A 22556-nucleotide genomic window follows, 5' to 3' on the forward strand; every position below is an offset into this window, starting at 1 on the left:
TTTGAGGGGGCTTGCTTTCTTTTTTACCTTTGCCCTTTAAATGGCACTTTGTACGAAAGCCACGATCAAATACAAGAGCAACAACAATCTTGTCTATACTTGCAAATACCATGCTGTGTGGTGTCCTAAATACAAGAGAAAAGTTCTTGTAAATCAGGTAGAGATAAGATTGAAACAAATTGTTTTAGAAGTGGCACAAGAATTAGAGGTGGAGATTTTAGAAATGGAAACAGAAAGGAGCATAGAAACTCCGCTGCGCTCATTTTGGAGTGATGAAGTTTATTAGAACAGCTAAAGGCAGAAGCAGTCGGCTTTTAAGGCAAGAGTTTGTGCATTTGAGAACAAGACTACCCACACCATGGACAAACTCTTGTTTGATTTCTTCTATAGGGGGGTGCGCCTTTGAAAACAAGTGGAAAGACGATGTTAATCGCCTACAAGCAGAAACTCTACCATGCAAGCAAGCACAAGCACATCAGCAAGCTTCTACGCTTTTATGGCATTTGCTACAACCATGGTATGGCTTGGCATAAGAGATATGAAGGCTCTACAAGAAACACTTAAATCTCTACACTCTGCAAAGCACATCACCAAACTCAATGAAAACAACACACTTTGCTTTTTTAAAACTTTGGGTTCTCAAACCTTGCAGGAGTTAGTAGAGAGGATAGACAAGGCTTATCAAAGATTTTTTTAAAAACAAGGCAGACCTCCTAGATTTAACTTGTGCCTGGTGTGTGGAGAAAAACGCCAAGCGTTTTCCCTAAACCTGCAGGCACTAACAGCGTGGGGCTTGCTGGGTTAAAAACATTTCTCACCTGCTCTCATGGCGCACAAATCCCCTTACCTTTATTTTTCTCTAAATATTTGCCTTTGATGAAATCTTGTTCTAAATCTCTAAAAAGAAAAGAGGCTCGAATCACCGCTTGAAAGCTAGATGAAGGCTTGCTAGATTGCACAGAAAAATCAAAAACCTGAGAACAGACTTTTTCTACAAGCTTGCCAATAGTCTAGCCAGACAATACGCCACTATTTTCATTGAAGACTTGAACTTGAAGGGTATGGTTAAACTTTGGGGGTGCGCAAGCCGAAGGGTTGCGCGTCTAATGCCAAACTGCGAGGACTGTTATAATGCAAGGGCTATCCTCTAGAGAGAAAAACCCAAGTGGTTATAGGTCTCATCAAAAGCGTTGCTTTTGTTCCCAGCTCTAAAACTTGTTCTAGCTGTGGAGCACTTAAAGAGGATTTGAGCCTAAAAGATAGAGAGCGGGCCTATAATGCCTGCCAAAATTATCTCTCTTGTGGCTTTTCTTTGGATAGAGACTTCAATGTAAGCATTGATGTTCATAGAGAGCGGGCTTGCTCTTGGAGTCAAGGCTGTAAAACATGCCTAGTGGGCAAACCTTACCCCCTAAAAGTGGCATTCGCAAGCTCGCTTAGTAATTTGCCACTTAAAAGCCATCGAGGTTTAAAACATTCGTTATAGAACAATAGACTTATGTTAAGTTGATGTTCTTTTAGTTTTGTTGAGTATAGGGTGTTGTTTTTCCTAGCGTGCGTTTGTAATTTCTACCGCTTCTCAAACACATACACAAAACAATCAGGAGCATTATATTCTGGTATGGATTTTTTAAAGTAGTCCATATAGATTTTTTCTTGGTAAAGCTTGGCGTTTTATAAGTCTTGGGGGCTGGGGTCAATGAGTTTAAACAAGGCACCCACTCTTTTAGTGTTAGGGCTTTTAATGCAGGTAGTTAATTGTTAATATATGTGCAAGGCTATTCATCAAGATCGTATTTTAAGATATTTTTACATGGAAGGCTAAAAATGCTACTATAAACTCAATTCTAAATTTCCAATCGGGGGTTTTTATGATTTTTAGAATCAAGACAAAGAACTTAGCACTTTTGGCACTAATGGTGATGGGCACAGCTCAGGTTACGCAGGCAGGAGAGAGGCATGGCTTTTTTGTGGGACTTGGGTATCAACAAGGTAAGGGTGGGGGAGGAGAATACAAGAGGGCCTTGTCGAGTGGATTCTCTCTCTATGGTCTAAGTGCGCAAGTGGGAGGTGTGGGGTTTGCTAACAAATGTTTGGCGGACAGATTTATGGCTTCTTTGATTGGAACAACAGTGGTTTTTTTGATGATTGGCCCTTTTGGAAAAAGTTTGGAAAACCAACGAGAGGCAAATGGGATGTTTACAGCTATGGTGGAGCTGCTGATGCGATTGTGAATCTCATTGCAACCGACCCATTTGCCTTTGGTTTGGTTGGAGGGATTCAACTGGCAGGCAACACCTGGAGTTACAATAGCTTTTCTCACACCGGGTTTCAGTTTCTTTTTAATGCAGGTAGCCGTATCCGACTCAATAAACATGTAGCTATCCAAGCAGGAATCAAGTTTCCCATGATTCCCCAAAAGATCACAAAAGAAATAAAGGACATTAGACGCTATGTTTGGTATGTCAACCTTGATTACACTTTCTAAGATTTGGCGAATTGCTTTACAACAAGTTTTACAGAGCGTTTCTAACGCCATCGAAGCCTGTTTACGTAATGACTTTGGAGCCCGCACGGACTCCTCCGGGTTGTAGAGTGGGTTTTTACAGCCGGCCAATCAACCAATATCAACACTTTGTAAACAAGCATCGTAAACTTGCTCCAGCATTCACTAGATGTTGAGCACACTCTGCACTAAGAGACCAACGCTCTTGATTAAAACACTTCTAGCCTCTAAGATACCTCTAAACAACGGATGGAATCTTTAGAGCAGGGCGAGAGCCCATTGGATAAAATCATCAAGTTGATGCAGAATATGAATGCCGATAATGCGCTTTTTTGGAGTTTGCTTTTTGTGGTGCAAGGGCTATATCTTAAAGGAGATCGTAAAAACCAATGGGGGAGTTTGTGTTCTGCTCCTTAATTCTCAAGGGACTGACCCCCATAAGGGATACTAATTAAAGAAAAAAGGCCTTACATCAGGGGGCACTGATCAAAGGGGGCTAACCCCAACAAGAGCTGGAGCAAAAGAACGACACCTCAAAAAGGGGCCAAAGGGACAGACCCCAAGTCATACCTAAAAGGGACAACCCAAAAGGGACGGCGCACACAGTCAAAGAGAGCTGTGTAAAAATGGAATAAGATAAAGTTGCAAAGGGCGTGCGCTAAAGTTGCACCTCTAAAGTTCTTAAGCCTCTTTGTTCTTTTCAACCTTACGCACTTCTTTAATGCGCGCAGCCTTGCCTTTTCTGTGGCGTAAGTAGTAGAGTTTAGCCCGGCGCACCCGCCCCACCCTCAAAACCTCGATGCTCGCTAAACTTGCTGAATAAAGGGGAAAAATCCGCTCCACACCCACGCCATTTGCACCCACTTTGCGGACACAAAAAGTCTTGCCAACCCCACTGCCCCTTAAAGCGATGCAAACGCCCTCAAAGTTTTGGGTACGCATTTTGTCGCCCTCTTGGATACGGATGCCAAGGCGCAAAGTGTCGCCAGCTTTAAAACGGGGGGGCTGTGCCTTGATTTGAGCGTCTTCAAAGGATTGCAAATAGCGGTTTTTCATTTGGATGAACCTTTCTTGTTGTTTTGGCAGAACTTCTGCAAAGACCTATCTAAGCGATAAAGGGGGGGACGAAAATATTTAGTCCTCTGGATAGATAAATCGTGCATAATCCCCTCTATTCTAGCATGGTTACCCTTTGAATACGCTGAAATAGTCGGTATTTGCGTACAACTGGGCTTTTTGTCTAGGTTGTAGGTGTTGGCAAAGTTGGGAGCCTCCAAGAGATGTTGGCTAAAACTTTCATTGTCTAGCGAATGGGCGTTGCCTAAAGTCCCCTTTAAAAGCCGCGCCACGCTGTCGCACACACATAAAGCGGGCAACTCCCCCCCGGTGAGCACAAAATCGCCCACACTAAAGACTTCATCGGCATGCGTTTCGATCAAGCGCTCATCAAAGCCATCGTAGCGCCCGCAGACGAGGATCAAGTGTTTGTAAGTGGATAATCTTTTAGCATCTTGTTGGGTGTAGGGCTTACCCACAGGGCTTAAGAAAAGCACATGCCCACTTGTTAGGCTCTCTAGGGCATTTTCCACCATGTAGGGGTCTAAAATCTGCCCTGCACCCCCGCCCACTAAAGGGAAGTCCGCCCGTTTGAATTTATGGGGGGAAAAGGGGCGCATATCCACCAAATCAAGGCTAAAAATGCCCTGTGCTAAGGCTCTTTTTAAAATGGAGTCCTCAAAATAAAAGGACAATAAATTAGGAAAGAGACTAAGGATGCTAAAGCGCATCAACTCTCCTCCAACAGCCCCAAAGCGTCCCTAGTGTCAATGCGCTTGCTTTCTAAATCTGTGCGGATAATGTAGCGGGGGATGTAGGGGATGAGAAATTTTTTAGCCCGGGCTTGCACCTGCAAATAATCCACCCCGGCTAAACTTTCTACCCCTAGCACCACCCCTAGCACCTCGCCCTCCTCTATGACCTCTAGCCCCACTAACTGAAACGCCAAAAATTCCCCCTCTTGTAGGTTACAAAGCCTTAGCGTTTCCTCTGCGCTCATCTTTAAGGTGCTGCCTACTAGCCCTTGGGCTTGCTCTCTTGTGCTGATCCCTTCTAAGAAAAGCAGGGAAGTTTTATGTTCGTAGGCGTGGATCGTGTAGGTTTGGGCGGGTTTTAGGGGGCTAGAAACCTGCACGCTTGCACCTAAAGTTAAACACTCTAAGCAATTGCTTTGCAGGTTGAGTTTTAGCCCACCCTTCAAGCCCACAGCTCTCCCCAAGCGTCCTACAATCAAGAGATTAGAGCACATAGGGGTTTTTAGCCGCCACAACCACAATTTTATAGCTAAAGCCATCCTTGGCCTTGACCCCTGAGATGAAAGCTTTAAGCGCACTCACCATCTTGCCATCTTTGCCGATGATTCGCCCCATGTCTAATGGGTTGGCGTGGATACAGACCTCTTTGACCCCAGGCTCTAATAGGCGCACTTGCACCTGCAAGACCTGTGGATAAGCCACGATCTTTTTGCAATATTCAGCGACAAAAATTTCAATCGGATAACCCTGATTTTCTTGTATGGGGGGTTCTTGGGCTTCTTGTGTGGGGCTTTGAGTGGTGTCTAGCTGGGGGGCTTGGCTTTTAGCGTGGCTCTCCCCCCTAAGATTTTCTAGATCTTGATCTTGTGTGCCTGGCTCTTGCATGCTAACCTCCCCTCCCCTTTAGGCTTAGGCTTGTTGTTTAGAGAGTTTTTCCACCCTCTCGCTCATTTTCGCCCCCACGCTTTTCCAATAGTCTAACCTCTCATGGTCGATCTGCACCACTTTAGGGTTAGTCAAAGGGTTGTAATACCCAATGGATTCGATCCAACCCCCATCGCGGCGTTTGCGTGAATCTGTCACCACAATGCGGTAAAAGGGCTTTTTCTTGCGCCCACTGCGGGTAAGTCGTACGATTGTCATGGCGTTCCTTTTCATTTGTTGCAAATTTTCTATTATAGTGCTTTTTTCTAAAAGTAAGCTTTGTTTAAGCAAATGCCTTGATCGACTCATTCTTGTGCTAAAATAGGAACTCATTCCAACACAAAGGATTTTTATGTCTGCACGCATCGAAGCCAAAGGTTTTGCGATTCATTCCAAAGATGGCAAGTTTGCCAAGCACGCTTTCACACGCCACGCTGTGGGGGAAAAAGATGTCTTGATCGACATCCACTATTGTGGGATTTGCCATAGCGACATCCACTCTGCTTACAGCGAGTGGCATGATGGCATTTACCCCATGATCCCCGGGCATGAAATCGCAGGGGTCGTTCAAGAAGTGGGCGCACAAGTGCATAAATTTAAAGTGGGCGATAAAGTGGGCGTGGGTTGCTTTGTCAACTCTTGCAAAGAGTGCACCCCTTGCCACGACCACCACGAACAATTTTGCCACAAAGCGGTGTTCACCTACGATTGTAAAGACCACTTCCACAACGATGAACCTCACATGGGGGGGTATTCTAATTGCATTGTCGTGGATGAAGACTATGTGATCCGCGTCCCCCACGATGCCCCTTTAGAGAAAATCGCTCCCCTGCTTTGTGCGGGCATCACCACTTACTCGCCTTTAAAATTCTCTAAGGTCAAAAAAGGCTCTAAAGTGGGGATTGCGGGCTTTGGGGGACTAGGACATATGGGTTTAAAATACGCTTTAGCGATGGGGGCGGAAGTGAGTGTGATCGGGCGCAGCAACGCCAAAAGAGAAATGGCGTTAAAAATGGGTGCTAAGCACTATTACAGCGATGTCAAAGACGCAAAGGGGGCAAATTTAGATCTCATCATCTCCACCATCCCCACCCCCTACAGCATGACAGACTACTTAAATGTGCTCGCCTATGGGGGGGAATTTGCCATTGTAGGCCTACCCCCAAGGGACAACCCAATCACGCTCAGCGCTTCTAACTTTGTGTGGCACGCCAATAAAAAGGTCTATGGCTCTTTAATCGGAGGGATTCAAGAAACTCAAGAAATGCTAGATTTTTCCATCTTACACAACATCTACCCCGAAATTGAGCTGGTGACAGGTCAGGACATCGACAGAGTGTATCACGACCTCACCCACTCTAACGCCCAGTTCCGCCATGTCATTGACATGAAGAGGTCGTTTTAGGCTTTCTTAAAGCCCCTTTGGGGGCTTGGAGCTAGTAAATCGTGACATGCTCGGGTTTGCAAAAGAGCACGAGCTCTTTGCCATCGCTAAAGCGGTATAGCTCAATGTGCCCCTGATCCAAGATAAAATCCACGCTACAATCGCTCACCGCCACCTCCACGCGCACCATGTGTTCCTCTTTAGGGTCGGGTTTCATGGTTAAAATCCGCCCCGTGAATGCCATGGGGTCTAGGGTGATGCGTTGTGTGAAGCTGGGGATCAACACCTCCAGCACCTTTAAAATGATGGTGATGTCGTCGTCAATTTGGCAGTTCTCCACCTCCAGGTGGCTGCATTTGGCTTGCACCACAATATCTTTGGCCTCAAAATGCACGCGCCAACGCCCCTGCCCCCTTTCGTGCAAAGAAATCTTGCCTCGGATGCGGTTTTTCACATAAAGACTTGCACTTGGCATAATGTTCCTTCTTTCTTTAAAGCATGGTTTTTAAAAGTCTAGCAAAATATAACCAACAACAATCGGCAAGATCGGTAAATGGTTGGAGTGGGGGGTGTTGACAAAAATCTATTTGATTCCACCGCAAGTTAAAAAATGGACTTTAAAAATATCATTTTTAGTCGATCTAGGGTTCTATTTTAATTTTAAGGAGTTTTTTGTGCGTAGCTGTTCTTTGTTAGTTAAATGGGGGGGGGGGGGGCGATAGTCGCCCTCTTGTTTGCAGGTTGTACGACTAAGATTGCAGAGATCAAACCCAACCAGCCCGTAACGGGAGAGATGCACACCGTTTACGGGTATGCTTGTGATTACTTCACTTGGCCTTATGGTCCCGCGGATGATTTAAAACAGCAAGCCTTGCAGCAAGCCCAAAGTCAGGCGAATAATTGGGCACAAGCCGCCCACTCTGAAGCCACCGCAGATGCCATAGCAGCTCAGGGGTATAGGGGGCGTGTCAAAGTCGCTAGAAAAGAGTGGGAGTTGGTTAATACGGTGGTTAAAAAAGAGATTTGGCCTTGGTTCTATGGACTTTTGGGGATGAAGTGCGTGAGGGTTCAAGGTTCTGCTCGCCCTAAAGCAGATTAGCCAGTTGAGTGCTCCAAGAGAGACTCTAAAAGGACAAGCCCCCTAGCCGCTCTAGCACTGGGGGTTGCCCCGCCCTTTTTAGGGGGTTGGGGTTGATTTTTGTTTTTGTGTATTTTGCACCACTTTAAAGGCACACATACCACAAGCTACGGCCAAAACCCTTTAAAAATCTTGTTTTCATGTTATCATAGGCGGGTCTAAATTTTGAAGGAGAGACGATGAAAAAATTAGCATTAGGCATGTTTTTGGCGTATGGTTTGATGCACGCGGCCACTTTAGACACGAGCAAGGCAAGCATGGAGTTTACGGCGTTTAAAACGGCGCATAAAGCGGGCGTGAAAGGGACCTTTAACCATGTGATGTATCATTTTGGCAAGGACACCTCTAGCATTGCCAAAACCTTAGACAAGGCGAGCGCAACCATCAATGCTGATCAGTTGGATCTGCACGATGCAACCAAAACTAAAAATGTCAAAGAAGCGTTTTTTGATCTTTTTAAAGACAAAACGCTGAAAGTCATTTTTAGGAATGTGGTGGAGGGCGACAAACAGGGCACGATTTTGGCCAGTGTGCGCATGAATGGCAAAAGTGTGAAAGTGCCCATGAGCTATAAAATTGAGAACAAGGAGCTCGTGGCTACGGGTGTGCTCGATATTTTAGAATTTGGCTTGCAAAAAGAGTTTGCCAAACTTGCCGAAAAATGCAGTGCACAGCATGAAAAACTCACTTGGTCGCAAGTCGAAATCAGCTTTAAAGCCCCCGTTAAAGAATAGGCAACGATGACGAAAAAAGAGTTGGAGCATCCGCTCTTGCACAGCATCAATGATTTTAACGAAGCCAAACAGGTGATTGTAGGCGGGGTCAATTCCCCTGTGCGGGCGTTTCAGAGTGTCGGGGGTGTGCCCCCTTTATCTTTAAGGGGCGAGGGTTCTCGCTCTTTGATGTGGATGGCAACACCTATGTGGATTTCGTGCAAAGCTGGGGGCCCTTGCTCTTTGGACACGCCGATTCTGAGATTGAAGAGCAAGTGATCAACGCCTTACAAAGGGGGCTAAGCTTTGGCGCGCCCACAGAGTTAGAAACCACTTTGGCCAAAAAGATCGTGGCGGGCTATGAAGGCGTGGAAAAGGTGCGTTTGGTGAGCAGCGGCACAGAAGCCACCATGAGTGCCATCCGCCTAGCACGAGCGTTTAGCGGCAAGGACGACATTTTAAAGTTTGAAGGCTGTTACCACGGGCACAGCGACAGCTTGTTGGTGAGTGCCGGCAGTGGGTGCGCCACCTTTGGCAACCCCTCTTCTCTAGGCGTGCCTAGCGACTTTAGCAAACATACCCTGGTTGCCCGCTACAACGATTTAGACTCGGTCAAGGCGTGCTTTGAAAAGGGCAATGTCGGCTGTGTCATTATTGAGCCGATTGCGGGCAATATGGGGCTCATCCCGGCCAAATTAGAGTTTTTGCAAGGCTTGCAAGAGATATGCCAACAAAATGGAGCGGTGTTGATCTTTGATGAAGTGATGAGCGGGTTTAGGGCAAGTGCCAGCGGTTCGCAAGGCTGGCACCACCTCGTGCCCGACTTGGCAACCTTTGGCAAGGTCATCGGGGGGGGCTTGCCCTTAGCCTGCTTTGGCGGACGGGCAGAGATCATGGACTTGATCGCCCCCGTGGGCGGGGTGTATCAAGCCGGCACCTTAAGTGGCAACCCCATAGCCGTAACGGCGGGCATTGTGGCGTTAGAGAAAATCAAGAGGCAGCCTAAGCTGTATGAACGCCTAGAAGCTCTAGCCACGCAATTTTGCGATGGGCTTAAAGAAATCGCCCACTCTTGTGGTTTTGCTCTGCAAACTTGCGTCAGGGGGAGCATGTTTGGCTTTTTCTTCACCGACAAGGAAGTGCTAAACTTTGAAGACGCGAGGCAGTCTAACACCGCCCTTTATGCGACTTTCCACCAAAAAATGTTGCAAAAAGGCGTGTATTTGCCCGCCTCCGCTTTTGAAACAAGCTTTATCTGCTCCCCTATGGACGCCTCTATCATTGAAGCCTGCTTAGGCAAGGCACAAGCTAGCTTTTATGAAATCCAACATGGAGTCTAAACCCAAATTCAAGCCCGTGGTTGAGGGGGCAAATGCCTTGAGTCTTGGCATTTCCATAGTCGTGGCTCTCTTGTTAGGCGTGGGGATCGGCTATGGCTTGCTGAAATTAACGGGACTGGCGTGGCTCTTTTGGCTAGGCGTTGTTTGGGGCGTGGGGGCAGCGATTTTAAATGTCTATAAGGCCTACAAACAAGCCAAAAAAGAGCTAGACGACTTAGCCAACGACCCCAAATACAAACTCCCCTAATGTGTTCTTATCTGTGTGCCTTGCTTTTGCTCGGCTTTAATGTGCTGTGTGCTTTGGGAGTGTTTTGGCGTTTTCAAGGGCTTGGGGTGCTGAGTTTTGAAGTGGCGTTTTTGAGCTTTTTATTGATTTTGCTTGCCGGCTACAAACAGCTTAAACACAAATTACAAACCGCCAAAGCACCCACGCCCTCTAAGTTTTTTGCCTTCGGTTTGGGGGTGCAAATCTCGCTAGGGTGGCTTAAAATCCTATCTTATGGCGTGTTTTTGGGGGGGCTGTTTGGCTTATTGCAGCTTAAACTACTCGTGCCTATGGCTTACTTTGTGGGGCTTGGGGCGTGCTTGGTGGGAGTGTTGCTCTTACAAGCCCTTAAGCGTGCCAAATCTTAGGGCGGTAGTGTGAAAGCCCACGCCTAGCCACCCCCACAAAGTTTAATTTTATGCGGTGTTGCTTGGCACGCCTAAGCAAGGCGAGTTTGTGCTTTGGGGGGATACTTAAAAGCAATTCATACTCTTCTCCACTCAAATAGGCTTTGTTGTGGGGCTTGTCTAGCTTGCAGGCTAATTTATTGAGTTTGGATAAGCGGTTGCACTCCGCAAGTAGCCCGTCTGAAATGTCTAGCCCTGCATGCACAAAGGGGCGTGCGCTTAACATAAAGCCAAGCAAATTCTTAAGCTGTGGGCGGATAAATTTAGACTTAGGCGACACTTTGCCCCCCCTAAGCAAAGCACTTAAGTCTTTATAACTTTGCCCGAGTGTGCCCGTATGCACTAATAAATCTTTGGGGCGTATTTTGGTGCGCTCCAAAGGTTTAGAGCTTTTGGCAATGAGCGTTACACTTAAACTTAAGTCCTTGCCTAGCGTGGTGTCCCCCCCCACAATTTTAATTTTAAATTCTTGGCATGCCTTAGCGATCCCTGCGACTAATTGCCGCATTTCGCTTAAAGCGCACCCCTTGGGTAGTTGCACGCCCAACAAGGCGTATTTAGGGCACGCTGCCATCGCAATAGAGTCGGAGACATTCACGCACATGGCTTTATACCCGATTTGGGCGTAACTGAGCCACCCTTTTTTAAAATGCACCCCCTCGCTAAACAGATCTAGCATGTAAAGGGCTTGAGAAGTGTCTAGCAACACCCCGTCATCGCCCAAACCCCACACCACCCCACTTTGGGCGAGGGCGTTTAAAAAATGTGCCTCTAAATCCACTAAATTTTAAAACTAAAATCCACCCACACCGCTTGGTGTATCAGTGCCCCACTGCTGATCGCATCCACCCCACTTTTGGCGTAGGCAACAACGCTTGTTTCTGTGATGTTCCCGCTGGCTTCTAAGAGCACTAGGGGGTGATTTTGGTTGCGTTCTGCCACGACTTCTTGAATGCTCTCCACCTGCATGTTGTCGCACATGACAATGTCCGCCCCCGCCTCCATGACTTGTTTAGCCATTTCTACGCTGCTGCACTCAATCTCAATTTTTGCCGTCCATGGGATTTCTTGACGGGCTTTGGCGACAAAGGCTTTTAAGTCCCCGATATGGGCTAAATGCGTGTCTTTCACCATTAGGGCATCGTCTAGCCCTATTCTGTGGTTTTTCGCCCCCCCATTGCGCACCGAATACTTTTCAAACACCCGTAAAAGCGGGCGGGTTTTTCTGGTGTCTAGCAAGCTAATGGGGTGGTCTTTGAGAAGACGCACAAATTGGGCGGTTTTCGTGGCGATCCCACTGCTATGCTGCAAAATGTTTAAGAGCACCCTTTCTATTTGCAAGAGTTGCCGCCAGTCCCCCCACACCTCTAGCAAGACCTGCTTAGGGCTAAAACTCTCTTTGTCCGCAATTTTCCACGCATATTTAAGCCCCAGCATTTCTAAAAGCTCTGTGGCGTAAAGTTGCCCGGAGAACACCCCGCTATCTTTGGAAAGCACACAAGCCTTCACTTCTTTAGCCCCCACCAAACGGGCGAATAAATCCCCCGAGCCTAAATCCTCTGCCAAACAATCCTTTAAAAAATCCCGTATCTGCAAATCCATTAGGACAACTCCATCATTTTATCTAGGGCAATTTGCGCCCACTTAGCCACTTCAGGCTCTACACTAATCCTATTGTAAGGGCTGTGGTTTTTATAGGCTTTCAACACGCTAAACAAATCCTCTAGCGTGGTTTCGTTCATGCTCGGGCACTCGGGCACACTGCTAGAGAGCACAAAGGTGTTTTGGGGGCGTAGCCGTTTGACTAAGTTGATTTCTGTGCCCACGGCGACCTTTTGCTCTAGGGGCAAGTCTTGCACGAACTTGATGATTTGGCTGGTTGAGCCCACAAAGTCGGCTAAAGCGACCACTTCAGGGGTGCATTCGGGGTGTACGGCGATGAGAATGTTGGGGTATTTTTGGCGGAAAAAGGCGATGTCGCTGGGCTTAAAAAGCTGATGCACGGCACAAAAACCATTGTAACAAATGACCTCAGCCTCTTTAATGTCCCTTGGGCTATCCATGCCTAAAGTCGCGCTTTTGAGCCCATGCATACGGGCTAAATTCAGCCCCAAACAGCGATCGGGCAAGAAAAAGATTTTTTGTTTAGCCTCTAAAGCGTGCTTAAAAATCTTAAAAGCGTTGGCACTCGTGCAAACAACCCCCCCCGCCTTGCCCACCTTTGCCTTAATGCGGGCACTAGAATTAATGTAGGTGATGGGGAGCACCTTTTTGATGCCCAAGCTTTGCAAGGTTTCTAGGCTCTTGTCAAAGTCCGCCCCCTCGATCATGCGCGCCATAGAGCAACACGCCAGTTTAGGCATGATGACTTCCTTTTGGGGGGCTAGGATTTTTAAACTCTCCCCCATGAAGCCCACCCCACAAAAGACGACTAAATTTTTAGGGCTCGCACTTGCTCTTTTAGCCAGCTCTAAGCTATCGCCCGTGATGTCGGCAAGCTCTACGATGCTGTCTTTTTGGTAAAAATGCGCCACCAAGAGAGCGTCTAAGTCCTTTAAAAGTTGTTTGATTTTAACGCTAGGCATTAAAAAGCCCTATGGGGGTAGAGAATAAAACCTTCTGCCCTATGGCGGTGTTTAACACCACATTTGGCACAAGGAGCACAATGGTAGAGCCCATTTCAAACCGCCCTAATTCCTCCCCTTTTTTAAGCGTGATGGGGGGGGTGTAGGTGTAAATGGTCGGCTTTGGTGTGATTTTGGCATTGGTGCGTATTAAGGGGTCAAAATTTAGCACAATCTGCCCCACATTCAAAGCCCCCACCGCCACAAAGTATAAAATCTCCCCCGGTGATCTTGTGCCACCACCACCACCCGTTCATTGCGGATAAAGAGTTTTTGGTGTTTTTTTAAGGCAGGGGTATTGACGGGCAAGAGCTCCCCACAAAAGTGGCGTACCTCTGTAACCTGCAAATCACAAGGGGCGTGAAATCTATGGTAATCCTTGGGCGATAAATAAAAATTGACATAGCTGTAATTTTCGAGCACCTCGCCCTTGCCTAGCAACTCATTGACCCGATAACTCATGCCCTTGATTTGCAAAGCTAAATTGTCTTGCACCGCTCCGCACGCCGTGATGACGCTGTCACAAGGGGCGATGAGCGTGCTAGGGTTAGGCTCAATAGGGCGGGGGGTGGCTAAGGCCCTTGTAAAAAGGGCGTTGAGCGTGGGATAAGTCTTAAGGGGGGCAAAGCCGCTTAAATCGATCTTAAAAAGGCGCACATAGACAGAGTTGATCAACCTTTGCACGGGGGGGATGAAGGCGCACCTTGCAAACTTGCCAAAGAGTTTGGATAGAGTGTTGCTCTGGGCCACTATTGCAAATCCGCCAATTTTAAGACAAATTCAATCTGCCCCTTGCTGATCCTGAGTTCTTTCGCAATGGAGTCGATGCTGTGCCCCTCTTGAAAGAGTTGTATCACCCGTTTTTCGTCAATGTCATCGCTGCCCGGGGTAAAATGCCCCAGCTCTTTAAATTTATTCTCTAAGACGATGATCTTTTCCTCCAAATAGTCCCTGTCCTTGTGCATGGTGTCTTGGATTTCTTGTAGGTGGGTGTAAAGATTGGTTAAATTCGTGTTTAGGTTGTTATTAACCTCGTTTTTGACATTGGCACTGATGTTGGATGCGTTGAACTCGGCTTGTATTTCGTTTTCTTGGATCCACTTGCGGATTTTATAAATCTCTTGGTTGATGGTGTCTAGGGCTTTTTCTAGTTGCTTGGTTTTGCTCGCAAACTCTTTGTCCTTTAAATGGCTGTAAGCGACTAGGCATATAAACACCAAAACCACCCCTCCCCCCACAATCCACATTAGTTCGTTAAAGCTCAATTCCATGCGCGGCCTTTCTTTCATTTAAACTTTCCAATTCGCTTTGGGCGATGTGGCTGTCCCAATCTTTAATATCGCTTGCGTGCATGCGCTCCACACTAAGCAGTGTAGGCGCAAAGGCTCTCGCCACAAAGCCTAGTCTTTTATAGGGAATTTTTGGCAATTTAGTGCGCATGTAATACAGCCCGCCCTCAGTAAAGCCCCCATCTGCCACGCCCAAGATCCCATGCCCTAGTAAGCCAATCATCCCCACTCCCTCTAGGTTTACATACACCCTATCTTGCTCGTGCAAATACCGCTCAATGCGCTCTAGTTTTTGGTAAATCTCGCTTAGGGCTTTAAAAATGATGTCCTCTCTATCTTTGCCATAAAAGACTTCCCAGGGGCACTAAAGCCCCCCCCCCCTGCCCTAGTTGCAAATACTCGTTTTCGTGCTCTGGGCTTAAGGGGGCAAACTCTAGGGGCAAAGACACCGCCACAAGCCGGGTGAAAAACCCTTTAGCCACACAAATTTGCTTGCATGCCTCTAAATCCAAGCCAAGCCTCTATCCACGATGATAAAACCCAAGAACACCACCCCCAAATACCCGTTTGTGACAAAAAATGCTTTGGGGATATTTTTAAAATCCTTCAACACCAGCCATTGTTCGTAAATCAAAATCCCCAAACACACCCCCACGCCCAGCCACGCCACACCCCCTAGTTGTGCGCTATCCACAAAGCCAGCCCAAAAGAGCACGGCTAAAGCGTGGCATGTTCTAGACACCCACAGTGTAACTTGTGCGCCAAAGATGGCGGGCACCGAGTAAAGCCCCTCTTTGCGATCAAACTCTATATCTTGCAAGGAATAAAGCAGGTCAAAGCCCGCCACCCAAAACGCCACCCCCAAAGCCAGCCACACACTCCAAAGCGGAATCGCCCCAAGGACTGCCACCACACCCGCGATGGGGGCTAGCCCTAAGCACACGCCTAAAACTAAGTGGGCTAGATAGCTAAAGCGTTTCATGTAAGAGTAACCTGCCAAGATTGCCAAAAAGGGCCAAGAGAGTTTAAAAGCTAGGGGGTTGATAAGATAGCTCACACCCACGAAGCCTAGGGCATTTGCCACACAAAACGCCCGCATAGTCGGCACACTGATACGCCCGTCCACACTGGGGCGGTTTTGCGTGCGGGCGTTTTTAATGTCGAATTTGCGATCGGCTAGGCGGTTAAAGCCCATGGCAAAATTACGGGCAAAGAGCAAGGCCAGGGTGCAAAGCAAAAGGTTTCGTAGCCCCGCCACAAGGCCTAAATGCGCTTGCAAAGAAGCCACCACAAGGGCGATTAAAATAAACATGCCTGAAAAAATGGTGTGCTCGATCGCCACCAAGTACCCTAAAAGCTTGAGCTTTTCTAACATTAAAAACCTCTTTAAAAGCCTCTATTCTAACATAAAATTACAAAATCAACAGATAGAGCAAAAGCCCACCACTAGCCACCCCTAAAGCGACATATACCCAAAGAAAGCGCACGGCCAAAAGCGACAAGCCCACATAGACGCATAAAAACCAAGGGGGGGTGCTAAAACTTTTTAAATGTAAGGGTGTATGCACTAGGGGGAGCAAGTAGGGGTCTAATAGTCCCCCTAAATGCAGGGCGTGTAGGCTTAACACTAAAGGGAAAAACACCACAAAGACAAAAGAGAGCAAAATGCCGATCAGTTGTGTCGCCCCAAAGGGGGTAAAGAAAAAATGCACTAGGGGCAACATTAACGTGAAAATGCTGGCATTAAAAAGCAGGGCGTAGAGCCACACAGGCGTTTTAGGCATGTACTTAAGGAACAGAAAGATATAAAACACCCCACTTACAGACAGCCAAAACCCGGCTGAGCGCACCAAATTAGGGAACATGGCAAGGCACAAGAGCGCGCTTAATCCCAAGATCCAAAAGCTCACAAGCTCCAACCCCCCATAGACCAAGCCAAAGCCCACAAGAGCCATGATATATGCTCGTAAAAAAGCGGGCTGAAAATGCAGCAAAATCAAATACCCAAAGAGAAGCCCTAGCACCACCGCCATTAAGTCAAAATAGCGGTTTCTATAAGGAAAATAGCGTTGTTGCAAGAATTGATAAGGTACACTCAAAAGATAAAAGAAAAACGCGCTTAAAATCCCCAAATGAAACCCGCTGATGGCAATTAAAGGGCTCACCCCAAAGCCCACCACCAGCTGCCTTAAACTTTTATCCAAAGGGTCGGCCAAAAATAAAGTGCGGTAGAAGTTTGCCATAAGGGGGCTTTGGTGTTGTTTGTTGATGAAGTTGCGCCACGGGGTGGTGGGGTCGCTCTTGTTCTCTAAAGAGAGCTTAAAGGTGGCAAAATAACACGCCCTTAAAAATTGCCAAAAAGAACACCGCCCCATTTTGCCCCACGCGCGCACAAAGTGGTGGGTCAAGTCCTTGATGTTCTCTTTGTTTGTGGTGTAAAAGCTATTGTTGTGGCTGTCTTTAAGTTTCAACACGAAGTGCCCGTTTTTGGCATATTGCAACAACACTTGAGCGTGCAACTCTAGGGGCTTTTTGCCTAAAAAGGCTTTGTATTCGTGGTGCTTTAGGGAAAAAGAAAGGGCGCACAAGGCGAACAAAAAGGCTAGAGCAATCCCCTTTTCTGCGGGGCTTTGCAGCAAGGGGATGGAGTGGTCAGAAGGGGTAATATTCATCGTCGTCGCCCCCAAGGGGGTTTGGCATGCTAAGGTTGCTTGGCATATCGCTCCCCATGTTGAGGTTGGTGGGCGTGTGATCCCCTTGTATCTCTTCGCCCTCTTTGGGGATGTCGCTAAAGCGGGTGTAAATCTTGTCAAAATGCACCTTCACAGTGCCGATCCCCCCATTGCGGTTTTTGGCTAAGATGATCTCGGCTTGCTCTCGTTTGTCTGTCTGTGCCTCCTGAGCCTCATTGTATTGCTTCTCTAGCTTTTTGACTTCCTCGTCCTTACCCTCTTTACGCAACTTCGCGACGCGATCGTTGTGTTCTCTGTGTTTATACACCGCATCGCGGTAGAGAAAGAGCACTTGGTCGGCATCTTGCTCGATCGCGCCGCTCTCTTTCAGGTCGGATAGAATCGGCCGTTTGTCCTCCCGACTCTCTAGCAAGCGGCTGAGCTGAGATAGGGCGATGATAGGGATGTTTAACTCCCTAGCCAAAGTCTTTAACCCCCGGCTGATTTTAGTGATTTGCTCGTAGCGGCTATTCTCTCCCTCGCCCTCCATGAGCTGCAAATAGTCGATGATGGCTAGGGCGATTTCGGGGTGTTCGTGCTTGAGCTTACGCAATTTGGAGCGGGCTTGGCGGATATTAAGAAGCCCTGCATCGTCTATGTAAAGGGGTTTGTCGTAGATTTGTTGGGCGTGCTTGGTCAATTCCTCCCATTGGTTGTCGTCTAAATGGCCCATTTTGATGTTGTGTAGGTGCAACTCTGTGTAACAAGAGAGCATGCGCATCATGAGTTGCTCCGCCCCCATTTCCATGCTAAAGATCGCCACGCCCTGCTCGTGGTTTAAAGCGGTTTTGGCAAAGTTCAACACCAAACTTGTCTTGCCCATGCTTGGGCGTGCCCCAATGATGATCAAATCACCGGGAGAAAACCCCCCTGTAAGCTCATTTAACTTTAAAAACCCCGTGTCTAGCCCAATGAGCTTTTCATTGCCCCGTGCCTTCGCCTCTTGGATGGCTTTTAGGGTGTCTGTGAGCACCCGACGCATGTCCTTAAAGCCCGTCTGTGTATTGTCTAAAGAGATTTGATAGACGTTGCGCTCGATGTTATCTAGGATGTCAGCGGTGGGGCGGTCTTGTTGGCACAGCTCACGGATTTGCAAAGCCAGGCGCATTAAATGCCGCTTGATGGAAGCCTCTTTAATAGCACGGATGTAGGCTTCTAAATTGGCTAGGGGGCTGGTTTCCATCACTAAGGCTAAGGCCTCTCTAGCCTGTTTGTCGTTTCGTGCCTTTTTGGCTAAGAAAGTCTCATCGATGGGCTTTTGCTCGGCGTGTAGCTGGTTACAAAACTCAAAGAGTGTGCCATGGGCGGGGATAAAAAAATCGCTGCTCTTAAGCTGGGCGGCGAAGTCCTCAAATTGTTGGCTGCCTAAAAGTGCTGAGAGTACCACTCTCTCCATAAAAACTAAGTCATCATCTACGCTTGCCACCAAATCCACAAACACGCTCCAAAGAAAAAATGGGTTTAAAAATGTAAAGAGTGCCATTTTAGCATGGCTTGCCTTACACTTTAAAAGCTTGGGTTAGGGGGTAGGTTTGTCCCGTTTGAAGATCGTTTTTAGGTTTTTTGTGAGCACTTCTCTGGTTTCTGCCCCAGGGCGTTTTGGTGTGGCCTATTGGAGTGTCCTAAGGTTTAAACAAATCTAGGGCTTGTTGGCATAAATCTTTCCACGCGGAAGACTCTTTAATAGCCACGCAAGTTTGGAAAGTCTTTTTAGCCCCCTCTTTGTCGTTCTGTTGGCGCTGTAAGGTTGCCTTGTTGTAGAGGGCACGTTGGCGCTCTTTAGGCTCAAGCTTTAGGGTCAGGAGGGCATCGCTTTGTTTCAACGCCTCTTCAACTTTGCCCTCACGGCTTAGAGCGCTGATGAGCTGATTCTCAGCGTATGGGGTGTAGCTGTTGTTCTCATAGTGTTGTTGTAAGGCGATCAAATTCCTAGCGTAGAGCTCTAGGGTGGTGGGGTTGTTCTTGCCCTTTTGCTCGCTCTCTAAAAGCAGGGCGTACACCTCGATCATGCGCTCATCGTCTTTAAAGTCTTTTTGGAGTCGGTTATAGACGTTGAAGGCCTCTTGTGGGTTGTTGGTTTTCATATAATCTAAAAATACGGTGAAGGCGATGTCGTAGTACTTGGGCTGTTTTTTAAGATTGGCTAACTTCAACGCGTCCTTAGCTGCAAGCAGTGAGTTGGCAAAGTCGTTTAAGGCGTAAAGATTACGTCCTTGTCGGTAGAGCCAGGGGAGTTTATTGACGGGCTTGTCTTTGAGGGCTGCAGTGGAGAAAATGCCTGCCTTGTCATAAAGGGCGTTTTCATATAGACAGTCGAAGGCCTCTACCTGTTCTTCATCGTCAAAGGAGTGGGGGTCGATCTTTTCCATACGCACTAAGTAGGTGTTAAAACTCTTGCAATCGGCTTCTTTGAGCGCTAAGTGCCCTTGTTGCAATAAGGCTTCTTGCATGGCAGGAGAGTTGTGCGGCAGGTTGAGCTTTAAAACTTGGGAGTAGTAGCGGCGACTGAGCAGCAACTCGGCTTTATACTCAAGGGCTTTTTGGTACTCTTTGGAGGTCTTGGGGTAGTCTTTCAACACTCGGTTGTAGCGGTTGAGTTTTTCGGTGTAATCGCCGTGCATGGCAAAGAGAACCTGCTCGTCTCTAGATTTCACTAAAGTGATGTGGATCACATTGGTGTAATTGTCTAAATACTCTAAATTGGCAAAGTGGGCTTCGTTGGGTTGGTTGTTCTTGGCATAGAGAAAGCCTAGCTCAAAGGCGGCTTTTTCTTGGATATTTTTGTCGTTGTCTTGGTGGGAGAGCAAGGTCGCGATCTTGATCGCCGGTTCAAAGAAGGCATGGGTTTTTAGGGCAATGAGCAAATCGTAGGATTTGACAGGATGTCGCATGAAGTACTCGGGATTGCCATAGATGATCTTATTTAAAATCAAGGTGGCGTTCTTACCCCCATTGTTGAGGTCAAACAGCCCCCAGTTGAAGGCGATTTGGCTCGCGCTGTCTATGTCCTTAGCCGCGCTGTAGGCTTTTTGAAACAGCGTGAGTGCACTGGAGCGATCCCCTCCATTGGCTGCTTGCTCGGCTAAATGCATTTGGGCAAGTGCGGCGTAGCGGTTGTTGGGGTATTCATCCACAATGCGGTTATAGTGCTCTGCGGCTTGGACGGTGTAGTTGATTTGGCTGTAGGTGTTGCCCAACATATACAGCACATAGGGGACCTGGGGGTCTGAGGGGTAGAGTTTAAGCCACTGCGAAGCGACTTGGATCGTGAGTTCTTGTCTTTTTTTGAGCTTGCTTAGGGCGACAATCTCGTAAAAATACAAGTCTTTTTTAAAAATGGTCGTAGGATAGAGCCTAAGAATGCGCGCAACGGCCTCTAACGCCTCTAAGTAGTAGCCATTTTTAATGAGCTCCTTTAAGGCCAAATACTCTTCTAGATCCTGCCCCTTGGTGTAGGTTAGGGGTTTGTTGTCCGCATCGAGCTCTTGGATGAGGGGCGTTTGTGCCCCCTCTATGAGGATGGGGAAGTTCAGCCCCACATTGCTGGGCGCGTTAGGGTCTTTGGGGGTTAGAAAGGGGATTTTTTTATGAAAGCCCACAATCTGCCACACCTTAGAGGTGCTGAGCTTGAGTTTTTGGATGGGGATGTGCTGCTTGTAGTCGTAGGGGATGGCAAACAGAGCCTCTTGGAATTTGGGCTTGATGTGTAAATGGAAAATAAAATTTTGCATGGTGTAGGACACCTCGAAAAACTCCGTGTCAAAGGGCATAAAACCTATTTTTGGGGTGGAGTTGATCGTGCAAATAACCTCTTGAGCGGGGTAGGTTTCGTAAACACATGCAAAGGGTTTTTCGTGGGTGAGCGTTAGAGTGGCAAAGTTGGCATCCCTCTCCCGCCCCTTGGTAACGCTCAAATTTAGGGCGTGTAAAAAGGGCAAAAAGGCACAAAACAGGGCAAATAGGCGTAACATCAAGCTTGACTGGAGTTTAAATAAAAGCGCAACACAAAGACGGAGAACACGCATAAAAACGCCATCGCGGTGCTGACGCTATACAGGGTAGGGGTGGCGTTTGTGGCACTTGGGGGTGGCGGTGGGGGTTTTAAAGAACATCGCCACAAGCAAGCGCAGATAATACACCGCGCTCACCGCACTATTAACGACCATCACAATGGGCAAGAACACTTGGTGTTGACTAATCACCTGCTCCAACACCATGAGCTTGCCCCAAAACATAGAAAAAGGCGGGATACCTGCTAAAGAGCATAGGAAAATCGCGCTTAAAATCGCTAAAAGGGGCTTGGTTTGGATCAATCCATTAAAACGCTCATAGGGGTAGGTGTAGTTGTTTTGTTGGGCATCTTGTTGGTTGGTTACCATCCACAAGATCGCAAACGCCCCAATGTTGGTGATTAAAAACAAGAGCCAGTAGCCAAACAACGCCCCCGCCCCATTAAGCACACACGCTAAGGCAAAACCCGTATGCGAGATCGAGCTGTAAGCCATCATACGCTTGACATCTTTTTGCAAGAGCGCCATGGCATTGGGGATCGTGATTGTGATTGCAATCAAGACGGTGTAAAGGTTTTCAATGACAAAGGACTCGGTGTTTAAGAAGGCGTAAAGCACGCGCAAGAGCACCACCAGCCCCGCCATTTTGGGTACAATGGAGATGAAGCCGGCAAAAACGGGGTTGTTGCCCTCGTAAATGTCGGGCATCCAAGTGTGGAAGGGCACTAAGGACACCTTAAAGCCGATCGCGCCCAGCATACACGCCAAAGCGACAAAGAACAAGGGCAGAGCTTTGGGCTCGTGGTGGAAAGATGCGCTCCTTAGTCCATCGCCCACGCTGCTTAAATCCAAATGCCCCGTAAGTAGATATAAAATCGCTACACCAAGCACAAAAAATACCCCGGCCAACACACTCATGGCAAAGTATTTGATCGCCGCCTCTATGCCGGTGCTTTTGTAACTCAGCGCCATCAGCACACACATGGCTAAAGATGCGCTCTCTAAGCCGAGCAAGATCAATAATAAATGGTCGGTAGACACCATGAGGATGAACCCTCCGACCATGAAGAGATATAGGGGGTAAAACTCAGGGGTTTCAAACTCGCTAAATTTCTCTTTACTTAAAGCCAAGAGCAGCAAAAGCAGGCTTGCAAAAGCGATGAAAAGCTGTCCGCTCAAAGACGCGCCATCGGTCAAAAAATCGCCTACGCCATCGGTGGGGGGGTTGTAAAAGGCAATCCACAGCACATTAAAGGCCAAGACCAGCCCGGCAAGTGCCACGCTCAAAGGTTTATAAAAGCCCTTCAAATCCAAGAGCAGTAAGAAAATCCCGCCCCCCACACACATAAATAGGGGCATTAACACTTGCAAGTCCAACTCGGGCATGAGAGATGAGATCAAGGGATTCATTGT

23 protein-coding genes and 5 pseudogenes are annotated in these 22556 nt (G+C 47.6%); 10 read left to right on the forward strand and 18 right to left on the reverse strand.

Annotation, left to right across the window (positions count from 1 at the left end; genetic code table 11):
* Positions 1-40 precede the first annotated feature (40 nt).
* The 4 genes and pseudogenes from tnpA (at position 41) to QUE23_RS03675 (ending at position 2488) form a co-directional block, all read left to right on the forward strand.
* A pseudogene (gene tnpA, locus QUE23_RS03665) lies at positions 41-533 on the forward strand (IS200/IS605 family transposase).
* A 420-nt stretch (positions 534-953) separates the two neighbouring features.
* Positions 954-1151, forward strand: coding sequence for a transposase (locus QUE23_RS10155; protein WP_286349220.1), 198 nt, complete (start codon positions 954-956; stop codon positions 1149-1151).
* Between the two features lie 14 nt (positions 1152-1165).
* Positions 1166-1486, forward strand: coding sequence for a zinc ribbon domain-containing protein (locus tag QUE23_RS10160; RefSeq protein WP_434802003.1), 321 nt, complete (start codon positions 1166-1168; stop codon positions 1484-1486).
* A 385-nt stretch (positions 1487-1871) separates the two neighbouring features.
* A pseudogene (locus QUE23_RS03675) lies at positions 1872-2488 on the forward strand (outer membrane beta-barrel protein).
* A 699-nt stretch (positions 2489-3187) separates the two neighbouring features.
* Here the strand turns inward: QUE23_RS03675 and rplS are convergent.
* The 5 genes from rplS to rpsP form a co-directional block, all read right to left on the reverse strand.
* Positions 3188-3562 carry a 50S ribosomal protein L19 gene (gene rplS, locus QUE23_RS03680; protein ID WP_286349265.1) on the reverse strand — a complete coding sequence of 125 codons (375 nt, stop codon included), beginning with the start codon at positions 3560-3562 and terminating at the stop codon, positions 3188-3190.
* Positions 3559-4293, reverse strand: a complete 735-nt coding sequence (trmD, locus tag QUE23_RS03685) for a tRNA (guanosine(37)-N1)-methyltransferase TrmD (RefSeq protein ID WP_286349266.1) — start codon at positions 4291-4293, stop codon at positions 3559-3561. The genes rplS and trmD overlap by 4 nt, the downstream gene beginning before the upstream one ends.
* Positions 4293-4769 carry a ribosome maturation factor RimM gene (gene rimM / locus QUE23_RS03690; RefSeq protein ID WP_286349267.1) on the reverse strand — a complete coding sequence of 159 codons (477 nt, stop codon included), beginning with the start codon at positions 4767-4769 and terminating at the stop codon, positions 4293-4295. Before rimM ends, trmD begins: the two co-directional genes overlap by 1 nt.
* A gap of 31 nt (positions 4770-4800) precedes the next feature.
* Positions 4801-5079 (reverse strand): KH domain-containing protein, encoded by a 279-nt coding sequence (locus QUE23_RS03695; RefSeq protein ID WP_286349405.1) that lies wholly within the window; start codon positions 5077-5079, stop codon positions 4801-4803.
* 147 nt (positions 5080-5226) lie between these two features.
* Positions 5227-5460 carry a 30S ribosomal protein S16 gene (gene rpsP, locus QUE23_RS03700; protein ID WP_286349268.1) on the reverse strand — a complete coding sequence of 78 codons (234 nt, stop codon included), beginning with the start codon at positions 5458-5460 and terminating at the stop codon, positions 5227-5229.
* Between the two features lie 133 nt (positions 5461-5593).
* Here rpsP and QUE23_RS03705 point away from each other — a divergent pair, with 133 nt between their 5' ends.
* Positions 5594-6646 (forward strand): NAD(P)-dependent alcohol dehydrogenase, encoded by a 1053-nt coding sequence (locus QUE23_RS03705; RefSeq protein ID WP_286349269.1) that lies wholly within the window; start codon positions 5594-5596, stop codon positions 6644-6646.
* Positions 6647-6677: 31 nt separating this feature from the next.
* On the opposite strand, the gene QUE23_RS03710 is transcribed toward QUE23_RS03705, so the two are convergent.
* Positions 6678-7100, reverse strand: a complete 423-nt coding sequence (locus QUE23_RS03710; RefSeq protein WP_286349270.1) for a hypothetical protein — start codon at positions 7098-7100, stop codon at positions 6678-6680.
* Positions 7101-7355: 255 nt separating this feature from the next.
* Here QUE23_RS03710 and QUE23_RS03715 point away from each other — a divergent pair, with 255 nt between their 5' ends.
* The 5 genes and pseudogenes from QUE23_RS03715 (at position 7356) to QUE23_RS03735 (ending at position 10449) form a co-directional block, all read left to right on the forward strand.
* Positions 7356-7724: a hypothetical protein gene (locus QUE23_RS03715; RefSeq protein WP_015106833.1), complete on the forward strand. Its 369-nt coding sequence runs from the start codon at positions 7356-7358 to the stop codon at positions 7722-7724.
* A gap of 218 nt (positions 7725-7942) precedes the next feature.
* Positions 7943-8497 (forward strand): YceI family protein, encoded by a 555-nt coding sequence (locus tag QUE23_RS03720; RefSeq protein WP_015106831.1) that lies wholly within the window; start codon positions 7943-7945, stop codon positions 8495-8497.
* Positions 8498-8503: 6 nt separating this feature from the next.
* A pseudogene (gene hemL, locus QUE23_RS03725) lies at positions 8504-9816 on the forward strand (glutamate-1-semialdehyde 2,1-aminomutase).
* Positions 9794-10063, forward strand: coding sequence for an AtpZ/AtpI family protein (locus QUE23_RS03730; RefSeq protein ID WP_286349271.1), 270 nt, complete (start codon positions 9794-9796; stop codon positions 10061-10063). The pseudogene hemL and the gene QUE23_RS03730 overlap by 23 nt, the downstream one beginning before the upstream one ends.
* Entirely contained in the window at positions 10063-10449 is a 387-nt protein-coding gene (locus QUE23_RS03735; protein WP_286349272.1) for a hypothetical protein, read from the forward strand. Before QUE23_RS03730 ends, QUE23_RS03735 begins: the two co-directional genes overlap by 1 nt.
* Here the strand turns inward: QUE23_RS03735 and QUE23_RS03740 are convergent.
* The 12 genes and pseudogenes from QUE23_RS03740 to QUE23_RS03795 all read right to left on the reverse strand — a co-directional run bounded on the left by QUE23_RS03740 (position 10430) and on the right by QUE23_RS03795 (position 22553).
* Positions 10430-11269, reverse strand: coding sequence for a thiamine-phosphate kinase (locus tag QUE23_RS03740; protein WP_286349273.1), 840 nt, complete (start codon positions 11267-11269; stop codon positions 10430-10432). The genes QUE23_RS03735 and QUE23_RS03740 overlap by 20 nt on opposite strands.
* A complete protein-coding gene (nadC, locus tag QUE23_RS03745) occupies positions 11269-12084 on the reverse strand; it encodes a carboxylating nicotinate-nucleotide diphosphorylase (RefSeq protein ID WP_286349406.1) in 816 nt (271 codons plus the stop codon). Before nadC ends, QUE23_RS03740 begins: the two co-directional genes overlap by 1 nt.
* Before the next feature lie 5 nt (positions 12085-12089).
* Positions 12090-13073 carry a quinolinate synthase NadA gene (gene nadA / locus QUE23_RS03750; RefSeq protein ID WP_286349274.1) on the reverse strand — a complete coding sequence of 328 codons (984 nt, stop codon included), beginning with the start codon at positions 13071-13073 and terminating at the stop codon, positions 12090-12092.
* Positions 13066-13865: pseudogene (locus QUE23_RS03755) on the reverse strand (phosphatidylserine decarboxylase). Before QUE23_RS03755 ends, nadA begins: the two are co-directional and overlap by 8 nt.
* Positions 13862-14383, reverse strand: coding sequence for a helix-turn-helix domain-containing protein (locus QUE23_RS03760; protein WP_015106822.1), 522 nt, complete (start codon positions 14381-14383; stop codon positions 13862-13864). Before QUE23_RS03760 ends, QUE23_RS03755 begins: the two are co-directional and overlap by 4 nt.
* Positions 14367-14624 carry a hypothetical protein gene (locus tag QUE23_RS03765; protein ID WP_286349275.1) on the reverse strand — a complete coding sequence of 86 codons (258 nt, stop codon included), beginning with the start codon at positions 14622-14624 and terminating at the stop codon, positions 14367-14369. The genes QUE23_RS03760 and QUE23_RS03765 overlap by 17 nt, the downstream gene beginning before the upstream one ends.
* Before the next feature lie 109 nt (positions 14625-14733).
* Entirely contained in the window at positions 14734-14913 is a 180-nt protein-coding gene (locus QUE23_RS03770) for a hypothetical protein (RefSeq protein WP_286349276.1), read from the reverse strand.
* On the reverse strand, positions 14904-15776 hold the full coding sequence (gene mqnP / locus QUE23_RS03775; protein ID WP_286349277.1) for a menaquinone biosynthesis prenyltransferase MqnP: 873 nt from the start codon (positions 15774-15776) through the stop codon (positions 14904-14906). The genes QUE23_RS03770 and mqnP overlap by 10 nt, the downstream gene beginning before the upstream one ends.
* A 37-nt stretch (positions 15777-15813) precedes the next feature.
* Complete coding sequence (locus QUE23_RS03780; RefSeq protein WP_286349278.1) at positions 15814-17073, reverse strand: ComEC/Rec2 family competence protein; 1260 nt, start codon at positions 17071-17073, stop codon at positions 15814-15816.
* Entirely contained in the window at positions 17054-18616 is a 1563-nt protein-coding gene (gene dnaB, locus QUE23_RS03785; RefSeq protein ID WP_286349279.1) for a replicative DNA helicase, read from the reverse strand. The genes QUE23_RS03780 and dnaB overlap by 20 nt, the downstream gene beginning before the upstream one ends.
* Positions 18617-18755: 139 nt before the next feature.
* On the reverse strand, positions 18756-21158 hold the full coding sequence (locus QUE23_RS03790; RefSeq protein ID WP_286349280.1) for a tetratricopeptide repeat protein: 2403 nt from the start codon (positions 21156-21158) through the stop codon (positions 18756-18758).
* Positions 21104-22553 (reverse strand): annotated as a pseudogene (locus QUE23_RS03795) (NADH-quinone oxidoreductase subunit N). Before QUE23_RS03795 ends, QUE23_RS03790 begins: the two are co-directional and overlap by 55 nt.
* Between the last annotated feature and the right edge of the window lie 3 nt (positions 22554-22556).

The sequence above is a fragment of the Helicobacter felistomachi genome (assembly GCF_030296895.1).
Classification (GTDB): Bacteria; Campylobacterota; Campylobacteria; order Campylobacterales; family Helicobacteraceae; genus Helicobacter; species Helicobacter felistomachi.